Origin of the sequence: Acrocarpospora sp. B8E8 (assembly GCF_039871605.1) — a bacterium.
In the GTDB taxonomy this organism is placed as follows: Bacteria; Actinomycetota; Actinomycetes; order Streptosporangiales; family Streptosporangiaceae; genus Acrocarpospora; species Acrocarpospora macrocephala.
On the sequence record NZ_JBDPLV010000034.1, the window covers coordinates 1 to 16,659 of the forward strand.

A 16,659-nucleotide genomic window follows, 5' to 3' on the forward strand; every position below is an offset into this window, starting at 1 on the left:
AGCCACTCGGCCTCACTCAACCCCGACCCCGCCCCCGCCCCCGTCCCGCCGTCCGCACCGCGATCCTGCCACCCATCGGCCTGCACCCGACCCCCGACCTGATTTCCGTAGATCGACCGGGCACGTCCCCGGGATCCGCGCACGCGGTTCCCCCCTCCGCAGGCTCATGGGACCTGCTCGGCGTTGCCTCCTTCCTGCACGGGACCGTGGATCTGGGCACGTCCGGATGGCGTCGGGAGCTGGACCGGCTGGTCGCCGCCGAGCTCCCGCTCACGCTGAGCGCGGTGTGCTCGGCGCCGGGTCAGCTCGCCGCGCTGCGGGACGCCTGGCCGACCTTCGGCGGGGGCACGCTGCTGGTGTTCGACCGCGCGCACGGCACGCCCAGGGAACTGGCCGCCGAGGCCCGGCACGCCTTCGCGGGCACGCCGGTGCGGATCGGCGGCGGCAGCCGGGCCCACTTCGCCGAGCTGAACCGGGCCGAGGACTTCCCGGCCGACCTCCTCGACCTGGTCGCCTTCCCGATCGCGGCCCAAGCGCACCACGCGGACGAGGCGAGCATCCGGGAGACGCTGCGGGTCCATCCCCTGGTCGTCCGCCAGGCCGCCGAGCACGGCCGGCCGGTGTTCGCCGGGCCGGTCGGGCTGCTGCCGTCCGTCGGCTTCGCCGCCCCCGGCGACCGGTCCCCCTCCGCCCTCTTCCGCGCGGCCTGGCTGGTCGGCGCGCTGAGCGCCCTCACCGGGGCGGCGGCGGTCAGCCTGGACGCGGCCGGCCTGGCGGATTCGCCGGCCCACCACGTCCTGGCCGCGCTCCGCCCCTTCACCGGTGGCCGTCTCGCCGACCCCGCCCTGCCCGCGGGACTCACCGGCCTCGCCGTACGGCGCGGAGGGCGGCTGCTGGTCGTGGCCGCGGCGCTGGACGGCGGGGAGCCGATCGTCCTGGATGCCCGCGGCCAGGGTCTCACCACGATCACTGAGGCGGACTCCCGGACGGACACGCCCGGCGGCTCGCGGGAGGACAGCGGGTGGATCGTGCGGGAGCGCCCGCGCGGCGCCCGTGTGAGCCTGCGCCCTCCCTCGATCGCGATCCTCGTCACACCCCCAGGAGGAGACCACTGATGCCCTTCAGGATCGGCCTGACCCGCGACTTTCTCGATTCGGACGGGAAGGTCGGGTGGGGCGACATCGGCCTGGCCGCGCTCGACGAGGCCGACGGCGTCGCTTGGGACTTCATCGACGTCGCTTCCGGCGACATCCCAGCGGAGGCCGTGCGCGGCTACGACGCGCTGATCGTGCTCACGCCGAGGGTCACAGCAGACACGCTCAAGGGCGCCGACCGCCTGGCGCTGGTGGCCCGCTTCGGCGTCGGCTACGACAACGTGGACGTCGAGGCCTGCACCCGGCACGGTGTCGTGGTCACCATCACCCCGGACGGCGTGCGCGTCCCGGTCGCCGTGTCGGCGCTGGCCCTGCTGCTGGCCGCCGCGCACCGCATCAGGGAGAAGGACGCCCTGGTCCGGACCGGACGCTGGGAGGACAAGCTGGCCCACATGGGCACCGGCCTCACCGGCCGGGTCCTCGGTCTCGTCGGGTGGGGCAACATCGGCCGCGAGGTGTCCCGGGTGTGCGCCCCGCTGGGCCTGCGGCAGCTCGCCGCCGACCCCTTCGCCGACCGGGACGCGGCGGAGGCGGCCGGGGTGACGCTGGTCGAGCTGGACACGCTGCTGGCCGAGGCCGACTTCGTGGTCGTCACCTGCGCCCTCACCCCCCAGACCCACCATCTCCTGAACGCCTCCCGGCTGGCCGCGATGAAGCCGAGCGCCTTCCTCGTCAACGTGGCCAGAGGCCCGATCGTGGACCAGGCCGCCCTCACCGAGGCGCTCACCGGGCGGCGGATCGCCGGGGCGGCCCTGGACGTCTTCGAGGTTGAGCCGCCCGACCCGGCGGATCCGCTGCTGGCGCTGGACAACGTGCTGCTCGCCCCGCACGCGGTCGCCTGGACCGACGAGCTCGCGCTGGGCAACGGCCGCGGCGCGATCCAGGCCGCCCTGGACGTGGCCGCCGGGCGCGCGCCCGCGCACCCGGTCAACCCGGCCGCCCTCGACCATCCCCGCTTCCTTTCCAGCCCCCGCTTCCTCTCCAGAAAGGCATCCCGTTGACCATCAAACAGGCCCTCCGCAGCGGAGAGCTCGTCCTCGGCACGTTCGTCTTCGAGTTCGCGACCACCGGTATCGGCAGGCTCGCGGCCGGGGCGGGCGCCCGTTTCGTCATCTTCGACGCCGAGCACACCGGCTGGGGCTGGGAGACGCTCGGCCGGGTCGTGGCCACCACCCGGCCCACCGGGGCCGAGCCGTACATCCGGGTGCCCACCGCCGAGCGGACCCAGATCTCGCGCGCACTGGACACCGGGGCCCGCGGGATCATGATCCCGATGGTGGACTCGGCCGGGCAGGCGCGCGATGTGGTGCGCTGGGCGAAGTACCCGCCCGACGGGGTCAGGGGCGCGGCGTTCGGCGTCGCCCACGACGACTACGCGGCCACCGACAACGTGGCCTACATGCGGGCGGCGAACGCGGACACGATGGTGATCGCCCAGATCGAGACCGTCGCGGGCCTGGAGTCCGTCGAGGAGATCGCCGCCGTGGACGGGGTGGACGTGCTGTGGGTGGGGCACTTCGACCTGACCAACAGCATGGGGATACCCGGCCAGTTCGAGCACCCCGACTACCTGGCGGCGTTGGAGCGGGTGGCCAAGGCCGCGAGCGCGGCGGGCAAGTCCGCCGGTTTCATGGCCGGGAGCCCGCAGGAGGCGGCCACGCTGATCGCCAAGGGCTTCCGGATCCTCGCCTACGGCGGCGACCTGTGGATCTACCAGGCCGCGCTGCGGGCCGGACTGAGCGAGGTCAGCGGACTTGGCTGACGTGGTGGATCATGTCGATCACATCGGGATCGCCGTCCGCGATGCCGACCTGGCCCTGCCGTTCTACGTGGAGCGGCTGGGGCTGACCGTGATCGGTGACGAGCTGGCCGACGATCCCGGGGTGCGGCTGGTCTATCTCGACGGCGGCAACGTCATGCTCCAGCTCGTGCAGCCGTACCGGGAGGGGCCGGTGGCCAGCTTCCTGGCCGAGCGCGGGGAAGGACTGCACCACGTCTGCTTCTGCGTGGACGACATCCCGGCCACGCTCGCCGCCCTGCCGGGGCAGGGCGGCGCGCCGATCTTCATGGGCGGGCGGGGCCGCCGGGCGTGCTTCCTGCTGGCGGAGCCGAACGGCGTACGGGTGGAACTCACCGAGCGGGAGCCGATCCGATGACCCGCGTGATCGTCCTGGACGACGACCCGACCGGCACCCAGGCGGCGGCCGGGGTGCCGGTGCTGCTCGACCTCGACGCCGGACTTCCCCCGGACGAATCCTGCTTTGTCCTGACCAATACCCGCGCGATGGAGGAAGATCAGGCGGTGCGCCTGATCCTCGGCCTGCGCGAGCGTTTCGGCGACGCGGAGTACGTCCTGCGCGGCGACTCCACCCTGCGCGGCCACGTGTTCGCCGAGTCCGACGCGCTCGGCGCCGCCGCCGGGGTGCTGCTGTTCGTCCCCGCCTACCCGGCGCTCGGCCGGGTGACGCTCGGCGGCGTCCACCTCGTCACGGTGGACGGCCGCCGCATCCCCGCCGCCGAGACCGAGTTCGCCGCCGACCCCGTCTTCGGCTTCACCGCACCGACGTTGACCGCCTGGGCGCGCGAGGTGGGCGGCCGCGCCGCGGCCTCGATCCCCCTGGATTCGGTACGCCAGGGCGGTCTCGCCGCCGCCCTCCGCCAGGCCCCGCCGGGCAGCGTGATCGTCCCCGACGCCGAGACCGACGCCGACCTCATGGCCGTCTCCGCCGCGCTGGAGGAGGCCCGCTCGGCCGGGGTTCCGGTCGTGCTACGCTGCGCCGCGCCCCTGGCGGCCATCCGTGCCGGGAAGCTCGCCGGCGGCCTGCTGGCACGGCCCGTCCCACGGCGACCCGGCGGGACGCTCGTGGTCTGCGGATCCCACACCGAGGCCAGCGGCGACCAGCTGGCCGCGCTGGCGGACGTCCTGGCGGCCCCCGTGCGGACCGTGTCGACCGACGCGGTCTTGTCAGGCGGTCCATCCGGGCCTGAGATTGAGGGACGGCGGGTGGCCGGGCTGGCCCGGGGCGACCTGGCCGAGCGGGGGGTGGCTATCGTGGCGAGCGAGCGGGTCAGGCGGGCCGGGCACGGCACGCTACGGCACGGCGCGCGGGTCATGACGGCCCTGTGCGCCGCCGCGTCCGCGCTTCGCCCCCAGCTCACCGCAGTGATCGCCAAGGGCGGCATCACCTCGGCGCAGGTGGCCCGCGACGGCCTGGGCGCGGGCGCCGCGCAGGTGCTCGGGCCGCTGTATCCCGGCGTGGCCGTATGGGAGTTGCGGCCATCGGGCGCGGCTACGATCTCCTACGCGGTGGTCCCGGGAAACGTCGGGGACGCGCGGACCCTCGTGCACGTGGCCCATGCCTTCGGCCTGGAAGCATCGCCCGCGACCTTGGAAGCCCGGCTCGGAGTAAGGAAGGGATGACGGTGGTGGAGCCCGAAGACAAGGGCAAGCGGATGGGCCGGCCGGGAACGCCCGCCATCACGCTGGCCGCGCCCCAGCGCGAGAGCGCCGTGGTCGACATCGCCAGGCAGTTGTTGTCCCAGCTGCTGAACGGGCACCTGAGGCCGGGCACTCGCCTGCCGTCCGAGCGGCAGCTGTCGGAATCCCTCGGCGTGGGCCGCTCCACGGTCAGGGAGGCGCTGAAGGCGCTGGACGTCCTGGGCATCATCGAGGTCAGGCAGGGCGACGGCACCTACCTCACGCGGGGCACGTCCAGCCTGCTGCCCAGCGCCATCGAGTGGGGCCTGATGCTGGGCCAGCCGCAGGTCCTGGACCTCATCGAGGCGCGCAAGCACATCGAGGTGATCATCGCCGAGCTGGCCGCCCAGCGCGCCGGCGCCGAGGATGTGGGAGAACTGCGCACCCACCTGGCGGGCATGCGGGCCGCCCCCGACGCCACGGCCTTCGTCGAGGCGGACATCGCCTTCCACCTCGCGCTGGCCAACGCGGCCGGGAACTCGGTGCTCAGCGACATCCTCGGCAGCATCCGGTCGCTGCTGCGCGTCTGGATCCGGCGGGCCATCCACGAGGCGGGCGAGACGCAGACCACGATCGCCGAGCACGCCGCCGTCCTGGCCGCCGTCGAGACCCGCTCCCCGTCGGCGGCCGGTGCGGCGATGCGCGGCCACATGGACGCCGCCGGGGGCCGCCTCCACCGCTCCCTCCAGGACGAGGTCTGACGGAGCCGATTACTTGTCGATTTACTTGTCGATGTCGCCCACGACGAAGAACATCGAGCCGAGGATGGCGACCATGTCGGCGACCAGGTGGCCGGGGAGCATCTCGCGGAGGACCTGGATGTTGTTGAAGGAGGCGCTGCGGAGTTTGAGGCGCCACGGGGTCTTCTCGCCGCGGGAGACCAGGTAGTAGCCGTTCAGCCCGAGCGGGCTCTCCGTCCACGCGTAGGTGTGGCCTTCCGGCGCTTTGAGGATCTTGGGGAGGCGCTGGTTGATCGGTCCCTGCGGGAGCTCGCGCAGGCGTTCCAGGCAGGCGTCGGCCAGGTCGAGGGAGACCTTCAGCTGGTCGAGCAGCACCTCGAAGCGGGCGTGGCAGTCGCCGGCCGAGCGGGTGACCACCTTCACCGGGAGTTCCACGTAGGCCAGGTAGGGTTCGTCCCGCCGCAGGTCCAGGTCCACGCCGGAGGCGCGGGCGATCGGGCCGCTCACGCCGTACTGCAGGATGGTTTCGCGGTCGAGCACGCCGACGCCGGTGGTGCGGGCCAGGAAGATCTCGTTGCCCATGATCAGGTTCTCGATGTCGGGCAGGCGGCGGCGCACGTCGCCGACGGCTTTGCCGGTGCGCTCCAGCCAGCCGAGCGGCAGGTCCTCCTTGAGGCCGCCGACCCGGTTGAACATGTAGTGCATGCGCCCGCCGGAGATCTCCTCCATCACGGCCTGGATGGTCTCCCGCTCCCGGAACGCGTAGAAGACCGGGGTGATCGCGCCGAGTTCGAGCGGGTACGACCCGAGGAACATCAGGTGGTTGAGCACCCGGTTCAGCTCGGCCAGCAGGGTGCGCGCCCAGACCGCGCGGACCGGGACCTCCATGCCGAGCATGCGCTCCACCGCGATCACGACGCCGAGCTCGTTGGCGAACGCCGACAGCCAGTCGTGCCGGTTGGCCAGCACGATGATCTGCCGGTAGTCGCGCACCTCGAACAGCTTCTCGGCGCCCCGGTGCATGTAGCCGATGATCGGCTCGGCGGAGGCGATGCGCTCGCCGTCCAGGGTCAGCCGCAGCCGCAGCACGCCGTGCGTGGACGGGTGCTGCGGGCCGATGTTGAGCACCATGTCCTCGGTGGCGAGCTCCTTCGGCACGGCCGAGGCCCCCGCGCCGACCCCGACGACGATCTCCTGTGGCTCGCTCACCGTTTCATGCTCCCACGCGCGATCGATCACGAACAGGCGCGCAGGGCGGCCAGCAGCCGATCGATGTGCTCGTCGGTGCTGCCGATCCCGATCGAGGCCCGCACCGCGCCGCCGTCCTCGTCGCATCCGCCCTCGCCCGCGCCAAGCAGATGCCGGACGAACGGGTGCGCGCAGAATTTACCGTCCCGCACGCCGATGCCGTGCTCGGCGGACAACGTCTCGGCCACCTCCCGGGCCGACCGGCCCTCGACGACGAAGGACACGATCCCGACCCGGGGATGGTCGGCCGGCCACAGCGCCAGCTCGTGCATGCCGTCGATGGCGGCGATCCCGGCCCGGAGGCGGCCGAGCAGGCGCTCCTCCTCGCTGATCACCGTGGCCCAGTTCGCGGCCAGATGATCGCAGGCCGCCGCCAGCGCGATCGCGCCCAGCACGTTGGGCGTCCCGGCCTCGTGCCGGGCCTCCGGGTCGGTGCTCCACTCGGCCTGCTCGCCGACCGCGCGCACCGCGCCGCCACCCTTCAGGTACGGCTCCGCCTGCGCCAGCCAGTCCCGCCGCCCGACGAGCGCCCCGGCCCCGAAGGGCGCGTAGAGCTTGTGCCCCGAGAACGCCACGTAGTCGAGATCGAGTGCGGCGATGTTCAGCGGGCGATGCGGGACCAGCTGGGCCGCGTCCACGGCGATGCGCGCGCCGTGCCGGTGCGCGATGTGGGCGAGACCGGCGATCGGCCACAGTTCGCCGGTGACGTTGGAGGCGGCGGTGACGACCAGCAGCGCGGGTCCCTCGATCGTGGCGAGTGCCTCGTCGGCCGCCCGGAGGGCTTCGCCGGGGAAGGCGGGGGGCGCGAGCCGTACGGGGGAGGGCCAGGGGAGGAGGGTGGCGTGGTGTTCGGTGTCGAAGACGACGACCGTGGTGCCGTCGGGCAGGCTGCGGGCGAGCAGGTTCATCGCGTCGGTGGTGTTGCGGGTGAACACGAGCGCGTCGTCGGTGCGGGCGCCGGTGAAGGCCTTGATCGTGTGCCGGGCCTGCTCGTAGCGGGCGGTGGTGACCTGGGAGGCGTACCCGGCACCGCGATGCACGCTGGAGTAGGCGGGTAGCGCGTCGGCGACCGCCTCCCGGACGGGTTCCAGACAGGGCGCGCTGGCCGCGTAGTCGAGGTTCGCGTAGGGGACCAGCGCGCCGCCGCGCACCGGGACATCAAGGGACAACAGAGCGGACATGTACGCCTCCAGAGGCCACGCGCTTGCCCGCCGCACCCCGCGACAGGCCTGGTCCTCACCCGGGGCACCCCGCCGCGGACGCGAGGGTTGCCGGCCAGCAAGCCGGGGCTGTGCGCTGGCACTCATGACCTATGCGGAACTATAACCCACACCCACGCGAGATTGTCGCCCCCTATTTCGCACATCCGCTCGGGAACCCCGGCCACCACCCCCTCCGCCCTGGCCTCCCGCGCCATTACGCACATCCGCTCGGGAACCCCGTCTCGCTTGTCGCGGCTTTCTCGGCGTGTGCCCTTCAACCACACCGCGCGGGAACTCCCAGTCCCTCGTGTGCCGTCACCCCCAGAAGCCACACCCTGCGTCGGATCGCACGGGAAGACCGCCCGCCTACCATGTGATTTGTGAGGTTTGATCCGTGGAATCCCGCCTTCGTGGCCCATCCCTACGACGCCTACGCCGAGCTTCGTGACACGAGCCCGGTGAGTTTCTTCGAGCCCACCGGTCAGTGGCTGGTCGCCCGGCATGCCGACGTCAACGCCCTGCTCCGAGACCGTCGCCTAGGTCGCTCATATCTCCATATGGCCACCCACGAGGCATTTGGCAAGGAGCCAGAGCCGGAGTTCCAGGAGCCGTTCTGGCGGGTGATCCGGGCGGGCATGCTCGACGTCGAACCCCCGATCCACACCCGCCTGCGCCGCCTGGTCTCCAAGGCGTTCACTCCTCGGATGGTCGAGTCCCTGCGCCCGCGCGTCAGGAAGATCGCTACCGAACTCGCTCAGGGTTTGGTCGAACGCGGCGGCGGCGACCTGATCAGCGAGGTGGCCGAACCGCTTCCGGTGACCGTGATCGCCGAGATGCTCGGCATACCAGATCAGGATCGGCCACTGCTGCGGCCGTGGTCGGCGGACATCTGCGGCATGTACGAGCTCAACCCTGCCCTGGACGTCCAGCACACGGCCGTCCGCGCCGCCCAGGAGTTCGGCGACTACCTGCGCGACCTCAGCCGCACCCGGCGCGACAATCCCGGCGACGACCTGATCTCCTCCCTCGCCCAGGTCCTCGACGAGGGCGACCGGCTCACCGAGGACGAGCTGATCGGCACCTGCGTGCTCCTGCTCAACGCCGGTCACGAGGCCACCGTGAACGTCACCGGCAACGGCTGGTGGTCGCTGTTCCGCAACCCGGCCGAACTCGACCGCCTGCGCGCCGACAGGTCACTGCTCCAGACCGCCGTCGAGGAGCTGATGCGCTGGGACACCCCGCTGCAGATGTTCGAACGCTGGGTGCTGGAGGACATCGAGATCGGCGGCGTCCAGATCCCGCGTGGTGTCGAGGTCGCGCTGCTGTTCGGTTCCGCCAACCGCGACCCCGAGGTGTTCGCCGACCCCGACCGGCTGGACGTCGGCCGCCAGGACAACCCGCATATCTCCTTCGGCGCGGGCATCCACTTCTGCCTCGGCGCCCCGCTGGCCCGGGTCGAACTGATCGAGTCCTTCGGGGCGCTCCTCGACGCGAAACTGAATCTCGTCGAGGAGCCCACCTGGAAACCCGGCTATGTCATCCGGGGACTGCAATCGTTGCGGGTGACGGTTTAGAGCGCGTAGCTCGCCGTTATCCGGCACCGTTCACGCAGATGATGGTTCTCGCCGCACCTCCGCCAAGAGTTGCTGCGGCATTCTGACCGGAAATAACGATCTCAGGTACCTCGCAGCTCCGGCGGTGATCCGCACCAATGCGGTGTCACGAGAAAGGACAGGGACTGTTAGGTGCGGTTGGCGATGGCGGTGACGAGTGGCTGGATCGCTCGCGCCGCCAGCGGGCCGAAGGCGGCCAGGATCAGCACGTAGCCGGCGGCCAGCGGGCCGAGGTCGGGGTGGACTCCGGCGCCTACCGCGAGACCGGCGATGACGATGTTGAACTCGCCCCGGGGGATGAGCGCGATTCCGGCGCGGACCCGTCCGGCCCGGCCGATGCCGGCCCGGTGCGCGGCGTACGCGCCGGTCAGCAGTTTGGTGATCATGCTGACCAGGGCCAGCAGCGCGGCCAGACCGGCCACCGGCAAGATCTTGGCCGGATCTGTCTGCAGTCCGAAGAAGACGAAGAACACCGCCGCGAACAGGTCCCTGATCGGCATCAGCAGGGTTCGGGTCGAGTGGGCCAGCTCGCCGGACAGGGCGATGCCCACCAGGAACGCGCCCACCGCCGCCGACACCTGGAGCTCCTGAGCGATCCCGGCCACCAGCAACGCCAGGCCGATCACCTTCAGCAGCAGCACCTCGGAGTTGGGGCTGGACACGAACTTCTCGATGAGATTGCCGAACCTGAGCGCGATCACCAGCACGACCGTGACCGTGCCCAGCGCGATGGCCACGGTGATCGCCCCGGCCAGCAGCCCGACCCCGGCCAGCAGCGCGGTCAGGATCGGCAGGTAGATGGCCATCGTCAGGTCTTCGAAGACCAGCAGCGAGAGCACCACGGGGGTCTCCCGGTTACCGATCCACCCCAGATCAGAAATGACCTTGGCGGTGATGCCGGAGGAGGTGGCGTAGGTCACCCCGGCCATGGCCACGGCCCCGACCGGACCCCAGCCGAGCAGCAGCGCGGCGATCGCGCCGGGGGCGGCGTTCAGCACCAGGTCCACCAGGCCGCCACGGGCGTTGCTCTTCAGGCTGGTCACGAGCTCGTCGGCGTTGTATTCCAGGCCGAGGGTGAGCAGCAGCAGGATGACGCCGAGCTCGGCGCCGACGTGGATGAATTCCTCGCTCGTGGCGAGCGGGAGGATGCCGCCCGTCCCGAAGGCCAGACCGGCGACCAGGTAGAGGGGGATGGGGGAGATACCGACGCGCAGCGCGAACGCGCCGAGCACGCCGAGAGCGAGGATGACCCCGCCGAGTTCGAGAAAGAGGATTGCGACAGAATCCGATGATGCGATGAGTGCGGGCACGCGGCGGCCTATCCGTCGGTGAGGATGTTGGCGACGGCGGCGGTGTTCTCCTCGTCGCCCACCACGACGACCACGTCCCCGGCGATGAACCGGAAGTCGGGTGTCGGGCTGGCGTTGACCTGGCCGCCCCGGACCACGGCGACCACCGAGGCCCCCGTCCTGGTCCTGATCGCGGCCTCGCCCATCGCCCTCCCGTCGTACGGCGAGCCGGAGACGATCGGGAGTTGCACGCTCACCAGGCCCTCCACTTCGCGATGCAGGTCGTTGAGGCGTTGCACGATCCGAGGCGCGCCGAGCAGTTCGACCAGCGCGTCCGCTTCGTCGTCGTTGAGTTGCACGTTCTCGCACGCGCGGTCAGGGTCGGCCTTGTCGTAAATGATCAGGTCACGCCGGCCGGTACGGTGCGAGACCACCCCGATCCTCCGGCCGGTGTGGGTGGTGAACTCGTGTTTGAGTCCGATCCCCGGTAGCGCAGTCTGTTCGATCTCCACACTGTTTACCGTATACAGGTCAGCCACCCGAAGGCACCCAGCCCTTCCCGGTCGATCAGCTCCGCCTCCGCGGACGCGGCGGAAAGCGCTCGCAGGTAACCCGCCGGATCCCGTCGTGCCTGGTCAAGCGGTGGTCGTTCACCGCGAACCCCTAGCCGCAGGAGCGCCTCGCGCTGGGTCGTCAAGGTGCCCGCGCAGGCGTCCAGCGCCACATGCGCGGTGAGATCGCACGACCCGTCCGGCACCGGCCGCACCCATGATCCGTCCCGATATCCGATCAGCGTGCCCATCGGCGGGCGATCACTCCGTACATGCGAATAATCCACGGCCACGGCCATCCCCGCGGCCAGCCTGCCGACCAGCCCGGCCCACGCCTCGTCCCGGGGCCACCCGATCTCGGCCCGCTCCCCGACCGGCCACCAGCGCTCCAGCCAGTCCCGATCCTTGGCGTCCAGGTCGCCCAGCCGCTCTTTCCCCGACGCGGGATCGACCAGCACCAGCCGGGGCCCTTCTGACGTCCACTCGGCGACGTCCACCGGCACGTTGTCCAGCCATTCGTTGGCGAAGATCAACCCCGTCACCCCGTCCGGTACGGCATCCGCCCACCGAACCCGCTCATCCAGACCCTCCGGCCGAGCGGACAGATCGACGGCGGTCACCCGCAGGCGGCTCGCCAGGTTGGCCGGCGCGTCCGCCAGAACCTGGGAGGCCAGCAGGCCGTCACCCGCGCCCATGTCCACGAACTCGATCACCTGCGGCCGGCCGAGGCGTTCATCGACCTCGCCCAGCAGCCGGGTCACGGCCGCGCCGAAGGCGGGGGAGGCGTGCACGGACGTGCGGAAGTGGCGGTGCGGGCGTTCACGCCGGTAGAAACCGTCCGCGCCGTACAGCGCCTGGCGCATCGCCTCTCGCCATCTGAGCCACACAACGGTTGACCTTATCGCGACACGCAGTGTAGTTGACTGACTACGATCTGTGTATTCTTTGCGGTAACGTTGCCTGGTGTCGGCGGCTGGCCCGGCCCGCTCCCCCAGCGGGCGCGGTCCGGCCACCCCACCCGGAAGGATCTGGAAGATGAGGCCGGGCAATCGGCGGATGACCGGCCTGCCGCGCGCGGGCTCTGGCGTCTGGAGGGACACCAGAGCCCACGCCCGCTCCCGTTGCCGTGGTTATTCACCCCTCCCCGTTACGCTGGCGAGCGGGAGGACGGCATGGACACAAGCGATCGCCCCGCACGATTGGCCGTGGGGGTGCTCGGAGCCGGTCGAGTGGGTTCCGTTCTCGGGGCCGCGCTGATGCAGGCGGGCCATCGGGTGGTGGCCGCCAGCGGGGTCTCGGACGCGTCGCAGCGGCGCGCGAGTGAGACGTTGGGTGTGGAGCTGACCAGGCCGGAGATGGTCATCGAGCGGGCCGAGCTGGTCCTGCTGACCGTGCCGGACGATGTGCTGCCCGGTCTGGTCTCGGGGCTGGCGTCGACCGGCGTCGACCTGCGCGGCAAGCTGCTCGCGCACGCCAGCGGAGCCTTCGGTCTCGGCGTGCTCGGGCCCGCGGTCGAGGCGGGCGCGGTGCCGCTGGCGCTGCACCCGGTGATGACCTTCACCGGCCGGGGAGACGACCTGAACCGGCTGACCGGCTGCTCGTTCGGCGTGACCGCGCCGGTGCCGCTGCGGCCGGTGGCCGAGGCGCTGGTGATCGAGATGGGCGGCGAGCCGGTCTGGATCGCCGACGCCGACCGGCCGCTCTACCACGCGGCCATCGCCGGGGCGGCCAACCACATGGTCACCCTGGTCGCCGAGTCGCAGGACCTGCTCGCCGGGATCGGGGTGGAACATCCGGGCCGGATGCTCGGGCCGCTGCTGGGCGCGGCGCTCGACAACGTGCTCAGGCTCGGCATCAACGGCCTGACCGGTCCGGTCGTGCGCGGCGACGCCGGGACGGTGCGCAAGCATGTGGACGCGCTCATCCTGGCCGCGCCGGAGGCGGCCGACGCCTACATCGCGCTCGCCAGGCTTACCGCGGACCGGGCGCTCGCCGCCGGGCTGCTCAAGCCCGAGGCCGCCGAGCTGCTGCTGGACGCTCTGGGAGGCAACATATGGACGTGATCGTCGCCGGAAACCGTGAAGAACTGGGCAAGGCCAGGGAGGCGGCCGGTCTTGGGCGGTATGCGCTGGTGCCCACGATGGGGGCGCTGCACGAGGGCCACCGCTCGCTCATCCGGCTGGCCCGGGAGCAGGCCGACCAGGTGGTGGTCAGCATCTTCGTGAATCCGCTGCAGTTCGGGCCGCATGAGGATTTCTCCCGATATCCGCGGACCTTCGAGGCGGACCTGGGGGTCTGCGCGGAGGAGGGCGTGCGGGTGGTGTTCGCTCCGGCGGTGGCGGACATGTACCTGCCCGACCGGCAGATCGCGGTGTCGGCCGGGGCGATGGGCTCGGTGGTCGAGGGGGCGTTTCGGCCCGGCCATTTCGACGGCGTGCTGACCGTGGTGCTGAAGCTGTTCAACCTCGTGCAGCCCGATGTGGCGGTGTTCGGGCAGAAGGACGCGCAGCAGCTGGCGCTGGTCCGGCGCATGGTCGCCGATCTGAATCTGCCGATCGCGATCGTGGGCGCGCCGACCGTCCGGGAGGCCGACGGGCTGGCGCTGTCCAGCCGGAACCGGTATCTGTCATCGGCGGATCGGGTGACCGCGCTCAATCTGTCGAAGGCTTTGCGGGCGGGAGCCGTACAAAGGGAGCCTGAGCGGATCAAGGACGCGGCGCGGGCGGTGCTGGAGACGGCGGCGCGGTTCGATCCGCCGTTGTTGCTCGATTATCTGGCGCTGGTCGATCCGGCCACGTTCACCGAGGTGACGGAAGATCACCGGGGTGAGGCGATCCTGGCGGTGGCCGCCAAGGTCGGGACCACCCGGTTGATCGACAACGTGGTGCTCACCCTGGGCTGACCTGGGCTGATGCCGGGGTGGGTGCCCCGGGAAGCGATCACGGCCCGCGAGGCGTTATCGTCATGTTGACGAAAGGGGCTCGCGATGACCACCATGCCGAGAAAGCTGACCGCACCCTCACCCGGCTGGACGGTGACGGCGGACGTGGTCGTGGTCGGGTCGGGCATCGCGGGACTCACCGTCGCCCTGCGATATACCGAACTGTCGCCCGAGGGCCGCGTCCTCGTCGTCACCAAGGATGTGCTTTCCGCAGGCTCCACCCAGTGGGCGCAAGGCGGCATCGCGGCCGTGCTCGATCCCGAGGACACCCCGGCGGAACATCTCAAGGACACCCTGCTCGCGGGGGCCGGGCTGTGCGACGAGGAGGCCGTCCGGGTGCTGGTCACCGAGGGGCCCGACGCGCTCAAGCGGCTCATGGAGCATGGTGCCAGGTTCGACCGGGACGCCGACGGGGAACTCCAGCTCACCCGGGAGGGCGGCCACCGCCGGAACCGGATCGTGCACGCGGGCGGCGACGCCACCGGCGCCGAGGTGCAGCGCGCCCTGATCGAGGCGGCGGCGCACGAGCCCAGGATCGAGGTCATCGAGCACGCCCTGGCGCTCGACCTGCTCAAGGACGCGGCGGGTCACGCCTGCGGGGTCACCCTGCACGTGATGGGCGAGGGCGCCAGGGACGGCGTCGGCGCGGTCAGAGCCGGTGCGGTGGTGCTGGCCAGCGGCGGCATGGGGCAGGTCTACGCCGCCACCACCAACCCGGTCGTCTCCACCGGCGACGGCGTGGCCCTCGCGCTGCGGGCCGGCGCGGCGATCAGGGACCTGGAGTTCGTGCAGTTCCACCCCACCGTGCTCTGGCTCGGCGAGGGCTCCACCGGCCAGCAGCCGCTCGTCTCCGAGGCCGTGCGTGGCGAGGGCGCGGTGCTGGTCGACGCGGCCGGGGAGCGCTTCATGGCGGGCGTGCACGAGCTCGCCGACCTGGCCCCGCGCGACGTGGTGGCCAAGGCCATCATGCGGCGGATGGCGGAAACCGGCGCGGACCACGTCTACCTGGACGCCCGCCACTTCGGCGCGCGGAAATGGCAGGTCAGGTTCCCCACCATCCTGGCCGTCTGCCGCGACCACGGCATCGACCCCGTCACCGAGCTCATCCCGGTCGCCCCCGCCGCGCACTACGCCAGCGGCGGCGTCCGCACCGACTTAAAGGGCAGAAGCACCGTCCCCGGCCTGTACGCCTGCGGCGAGGTCGCCTGCACCGGCGTCCACGGCGCCAACCGCCTGGCCTCCAACTCCCTCCTGGAAGGCCTGGTCTTCGCCGAACGCATCGCCTCCGACCTGATCGCGGTACGGCGCAGCCCCGGAAACCCCCACGACCACCGCCCCGACGGCCTGATCGACCCCCGCGCGCGCGGCCGGATCCAGGCGTTCATGAGCCGGGGCGCCGGAGTGCTGCGCAGCCGGGAGTCCCTGGCCACGGTGGGCCGAGCGCTGGCCGATGCCCGCTGGACCCCGATCGCGGTCGAGCCCTGCACCGAATCCTGGGAGGCCACCAACCTGCACACGGTCGCCACCGCGCTGACCGTCGCCGCCGGGCTGCGCGAGGAGACCCGGGGCTCGCACTGGCGCGAGGACCACCCCGACCGCCGCGACGACCAGTGGCTCCGCCACATCGATCTGACCCTGACCGAGAAGGGCGAACTCGCCATGGAATCCGCCGACGCGCTCGACATCGAGAACCTCGTGGCCATCGCGCTCCGCGAGGACCTGGCCGGCGGCGAGGACGTCACCTCGGCCGCCACCATCCCGCCGGATCAGGAGTCGGTCGCCGACGTCGTCGCCCGCCGCGACGGCGTGGTCGCCGGGCTGCCGGTGGCGGAGACCGTCTTCACCCGCGCGGGCCTCCAGGTGGAGCGCCTGGCCAGGGACGGCGACGAGGTGCGCAAGGGCGACGTGCTGCTGACCGTGCGCGGCCAGACCCGAGCCCTGCTCACCATGGAACGTACCGCGCTCAATTTCCTCACCCACCTGTCCGGCATCGCCACCCAGACCCGCCTGTGGGTCCGCGCCATCGACGGCACCGGCGCCAGGGTCAGGGACAGCCGCAAGACCATCCCCGGCCTGCGCGCCCTGGAGAAATACGCGGTGCGCTGCGGCGGCGGCGTCAACCACCGGATGGGCCTGTACGACGCCGCCCTGATCAAGGACAACCACGTCGTCGCCGCCGGAGGCGTGGCCGAGGCCTTCCGGGCCGTACGCACGACGTACCCGGATATCACCATCGAGGTGGAGGTGGACAGGATCGACCAGATCGAGCCGGTGCTGGCGGAGGGCGCGGACGAGATCCTGCTCGACAACTTCACCGTGCCGCAGCTGGCCGAGGCCGTGAAACTGGTCGGCGGGCGGGCCCGGCTGGAGTCCAGCGGCGGGCTCACCCTGGACGTGGCCCGCGCGGTCGCCGAGACCGGAGTCGATTACCTCTCCGTGGGCGCGCTCACACATTCCGCGCCCGCTCTCGATATTGCTTTGGATCTTCGTAGTGCATAATCAG

At 71.6% G+C, this 16,659-nt stretch carries 15 protein-coding genes and 1 riboswitch; of the genes, 10 read left to right on the forward strand and 5 right to left on the reverse strand.

Annotation, left to right across the window (positions count from 1 at the left end; all coding sequences use genetic code 11):
* The 6 genes from ABGB08_RS29175 to ABGB08_RS29200 form a co-directional block, all read left to right on the forward strand.
* A partial coding sequence (locus tag ABGB08_RS29175) for a hypothetical protein (protein WP_347596204.1) occupies positions 1 to 1,115 on the forward strand: 1,115 nt, incomplete at its 5' end.
* A complete protein-coding gene (locus tag ABGB08_RS29180; RefSeq protein ID WP_347596207.1) occupies positions 1,115 to 2,155 on the forward strand; it encodes an NAD(P)-dependent oxidoreductase in 1,041 nt (346 codons plus the stop codon). The genes ABGB08_RS29175 and ABGB08_RS29180, both read left to right, overlap by 1 nt.
* Positions 2,152 to 2,916, forward strand: a complete 765-nt coding sequence (locus tag ABGB08_RS29185) for an aldolase/citrate lyase family protein (RefSeq protein ID WP_347596210.1) — start codon at positions 2,152 to 2,154, stop codon at positions 2,914 to 2,916. Before ABGB08_RS29180 ends, ABGB08_RS29185 begins: the two co-directional genes overlap by 4 nt.
* Before the next feature lies 1 nt (position 2,917).
* Positions 2,918 to 3,310, forward strand: a complete 393-nt coding sequence (locus ABGB08_RS29190; protein WP_347596463.1) for a VOC family protein — start codon at positions 2,918 to 2,920, stop codon at positions 3,308 to 3,310.
* Complete coding sequence (locus tag ABGB08_RS29195; RefSeq protein ID WP_347596213.1) at positions 3,307 to 4,575, forward strand: four-carbon acid sugar kinase family protein; 1,269 nt, start codon at positions 3,307 to 3,309, stop codon at positions 4,573 to 4,575. Before ABGB08_RS29190 ends, ABGB08_RS29195 begins: the two co-directional genes overlap by 4 nt.
* Positions 4,572 to 5,333 carry a FadR/GntR family transcriptional regulator gene (locus ABGB08_RS29200; RefSeq protein WP_347596216.1) on the forward strand — a complete coding sequence of 254 codons (762 nt, stop codon included), beginning with the start codon at positions 4,572 to 4,574 and terminating at the stop codon, positions 5,331 to 5,333. Before ABGB08_RS29195 ends, ABGB08_RS29200 begins: the two co-directional genes overlap by 4 nt.
* 21 nt (positions 5,334 to 5,354) lie before the next feature.
* On the opposite strand, the gene ABGB08_RS29205 is transcribed toward ABGB08_RS29200, so the two are convergent.
* Both ABGB08_RS29205 and ABGB08_RS29210 read right to left on the reverse strand, forming a co-directional pair.
* Complete coding sequence (locus ABGB08_RS29205; RefSeq protein ID WP_347596219.1) at positions 5,355 to 6,521, reverse strand: NADH-quinone oxidoreductase subunit D; 1,167 nt, start codon at positions 6,519 to 6,521, stop codon at positions 5,355 to 5,357.
* Between the two features lie 26 nt (positions 6,522 to 6,547).
* Complete coding sequence (locus tag ABGB08_RS29210) at positions 6,548 to 7,741, reverse strand: aminotransferase class V-fold PLP-dependent enzyme (protein WP_347596222.1); 1,194 nt, start codon at positions 7,739 to 7,741, stop codon at positions 6,548 to 6,550.
* Between the two features lie 14 nt (positions 7,742 to 7,755).
* Positions 7,756 to 7,871: riboswitch (SAM riboswitch) on the reverse strand.
* Positions 7,872 to 8,142: 271 nt separating this feature from the next.
* Here ABGB08_RS29210 and ABGB08_RS29215 point away from each other — a divergent pair.
* Positions 8,143 to 9,336: a cytochrome P450 gene (locus ABGB08_RS29215; RefSeq protein WP_347596225.1), complete on the forward strand. Its 1,194-nt coding sequence runs from the start codon at positions 8,143 to 8,145 to the stop codon at positions 9,334 to 9,336.
* A 167-nt stretch (positions 9,337 to 9,503) separates the two neighbouring features.
* Here the strand turns inward: ABGB08_RS29215 and ABGB08_RS29220 are convergent, their stop codons facing one another.
* The 3 genes from ABGB08_RS29220 to ABGB08_RS29230 are packed head-to-tail and all read right to left on the reverse strand — an operon-like array spanning position 9,504 to position 12,078.
* On the reverse strand, positions 9,504 to 10,685 hold the full coding sequence (locus tag ABGB08_RS29220) for a cation:proton antiporter (protein WP_347596228.1): 1,182 nt from the start codon (positions 10,683 to 10,685) through the stop codon (positions 9,504 to 9,506).
* Positions 10,686 to 10,693: 8 nt separating this feature from the next.
* On the reverse strand, positions 10,694 to 11,176 hold the full coding sequence (locus tag ABGB08_RS29225; protein ID WP_347596231.1) for a TrkA C-terminal domain-containing protein: 483 nt from the start codon (positions 11,174 to 11,176) through the stop codon (positions 10,694 to 10,696).
* Between the two features lie 5 nt (positions 11,177 to 11,181).
* Positions 11,182 to 12,078: an SAM-dependent methyltransferase gene (locus tag ABGB08_RS29230; RefSeq protein ID WP_347596234.1), complete on the reverse strand. Its 897-nt coding sequence runs from the start codon at positions 12,076 to 12,078 to the stop codon at positions 11,182 to 11,184.
* A gap of 309 nt (positions 12,079 to 12,387) precedes the next feature.
* On the opposite strand from ABGB08_RS29230, the gene ABGB08_RS29235 reads away from it, so the two are divergent.
* From ABGB08_RS29235 to ABGB08_RS29245, 3 genes are all read left to right on the forward strand, one after another.
* Complete coding sequence (locus ABGB08_RS29235) at positions 12,388 to 13,278, forward strand: DUF2520 domain-containing protein (RefSeq protein WP_347596237.1); 891 nt, start codon at positions 12,388 to 12,390, stop codon at positions 13,276 to 13,278.
* Positions 13,269 to 14,117: a pantoate--beta-alanine ligase gene (gene panC / locus ABGB08_RS29240; protein WP_347596240.1), complete on the forward strand. Its 849-nt coding sequence runs from the start codon at positions 13,269 to 13,271 to the stop codon at positions 14,115 to 14,117. The genes ABGB08_RS29235 and panC overlap by 10 nt, the downstream gene beginning before the upstream one ends.
* A gap of 84 nt (positions 14,118 to 14,201) precedes the next feature.
* A complete protein-coding gene (locus ABGB08_RS29245) occupies positions 14,202 to 16,655 on the forward strand; it encodes an L-aspartate oxidase (protein WP_347596243.1) in 2,454 nt (817 codons plus the stop codon).
* Positions 16,656 to 16,659: the final 4 nt, after the last annotated feature.

Coding starts and splice junctions, on each gene's coding strand:
- ABGB08_RS29235 (WP_347596237.1), top strand. CDS start 12,388: ATGGACACAAGCGATCGCCCCGCACGATTGGCCGTGGGGGTGCTCGGA.
- ABGB08_RS29245 (WP_347596243.1), top strand. CDS start 14,202: ATGACCACCATGCCGAGAAAGCTGACCGCACCCTCACCCGGCTGGACG.
- ABGB08_RS29180 (WP_347596207.1), top strand. CDS start 1,115: ATGCCCTTCAGGATCGGCCTGACCCGCGACTTTCTCGATTCGGACGGG.
- ABGB08_RS29200 (WP_347596216.1), top strand. CDS start 4,572: ATGACGGTGGTGGAGCCCGAAGACAAGGGCAAGCGGATGGGCCGGCCG.
- ABGB08_RS29195 (WP_347596213.1), top strand. CDS start 3,307: ATGACCCGCGTGATCGTCCTGGACGACGACCCGACCGGCACCCAGGCG.
- ABGB08_RS29210 (WP_347596222.1), bottom strand. CDS start 7,741: ATGTCCGCTCTGTTGTCCCTTGATGTCCCGGTGCGCGGCGGCGCGCTG.
- panC (WP_347596240.1), top strand. CDS start 13,269: ATGGACGTGATCGTCGCCGGAAACCGTGAAGAACTGGGCAAGGCCAGG.
- ABGB08_RS29230 (WP_347596234.1), bottom strand. CDS start 12,078: ATGCGCCAGGCGCTGTACGGCGCGGACGGTTTCTACCGGCGTGAACGC.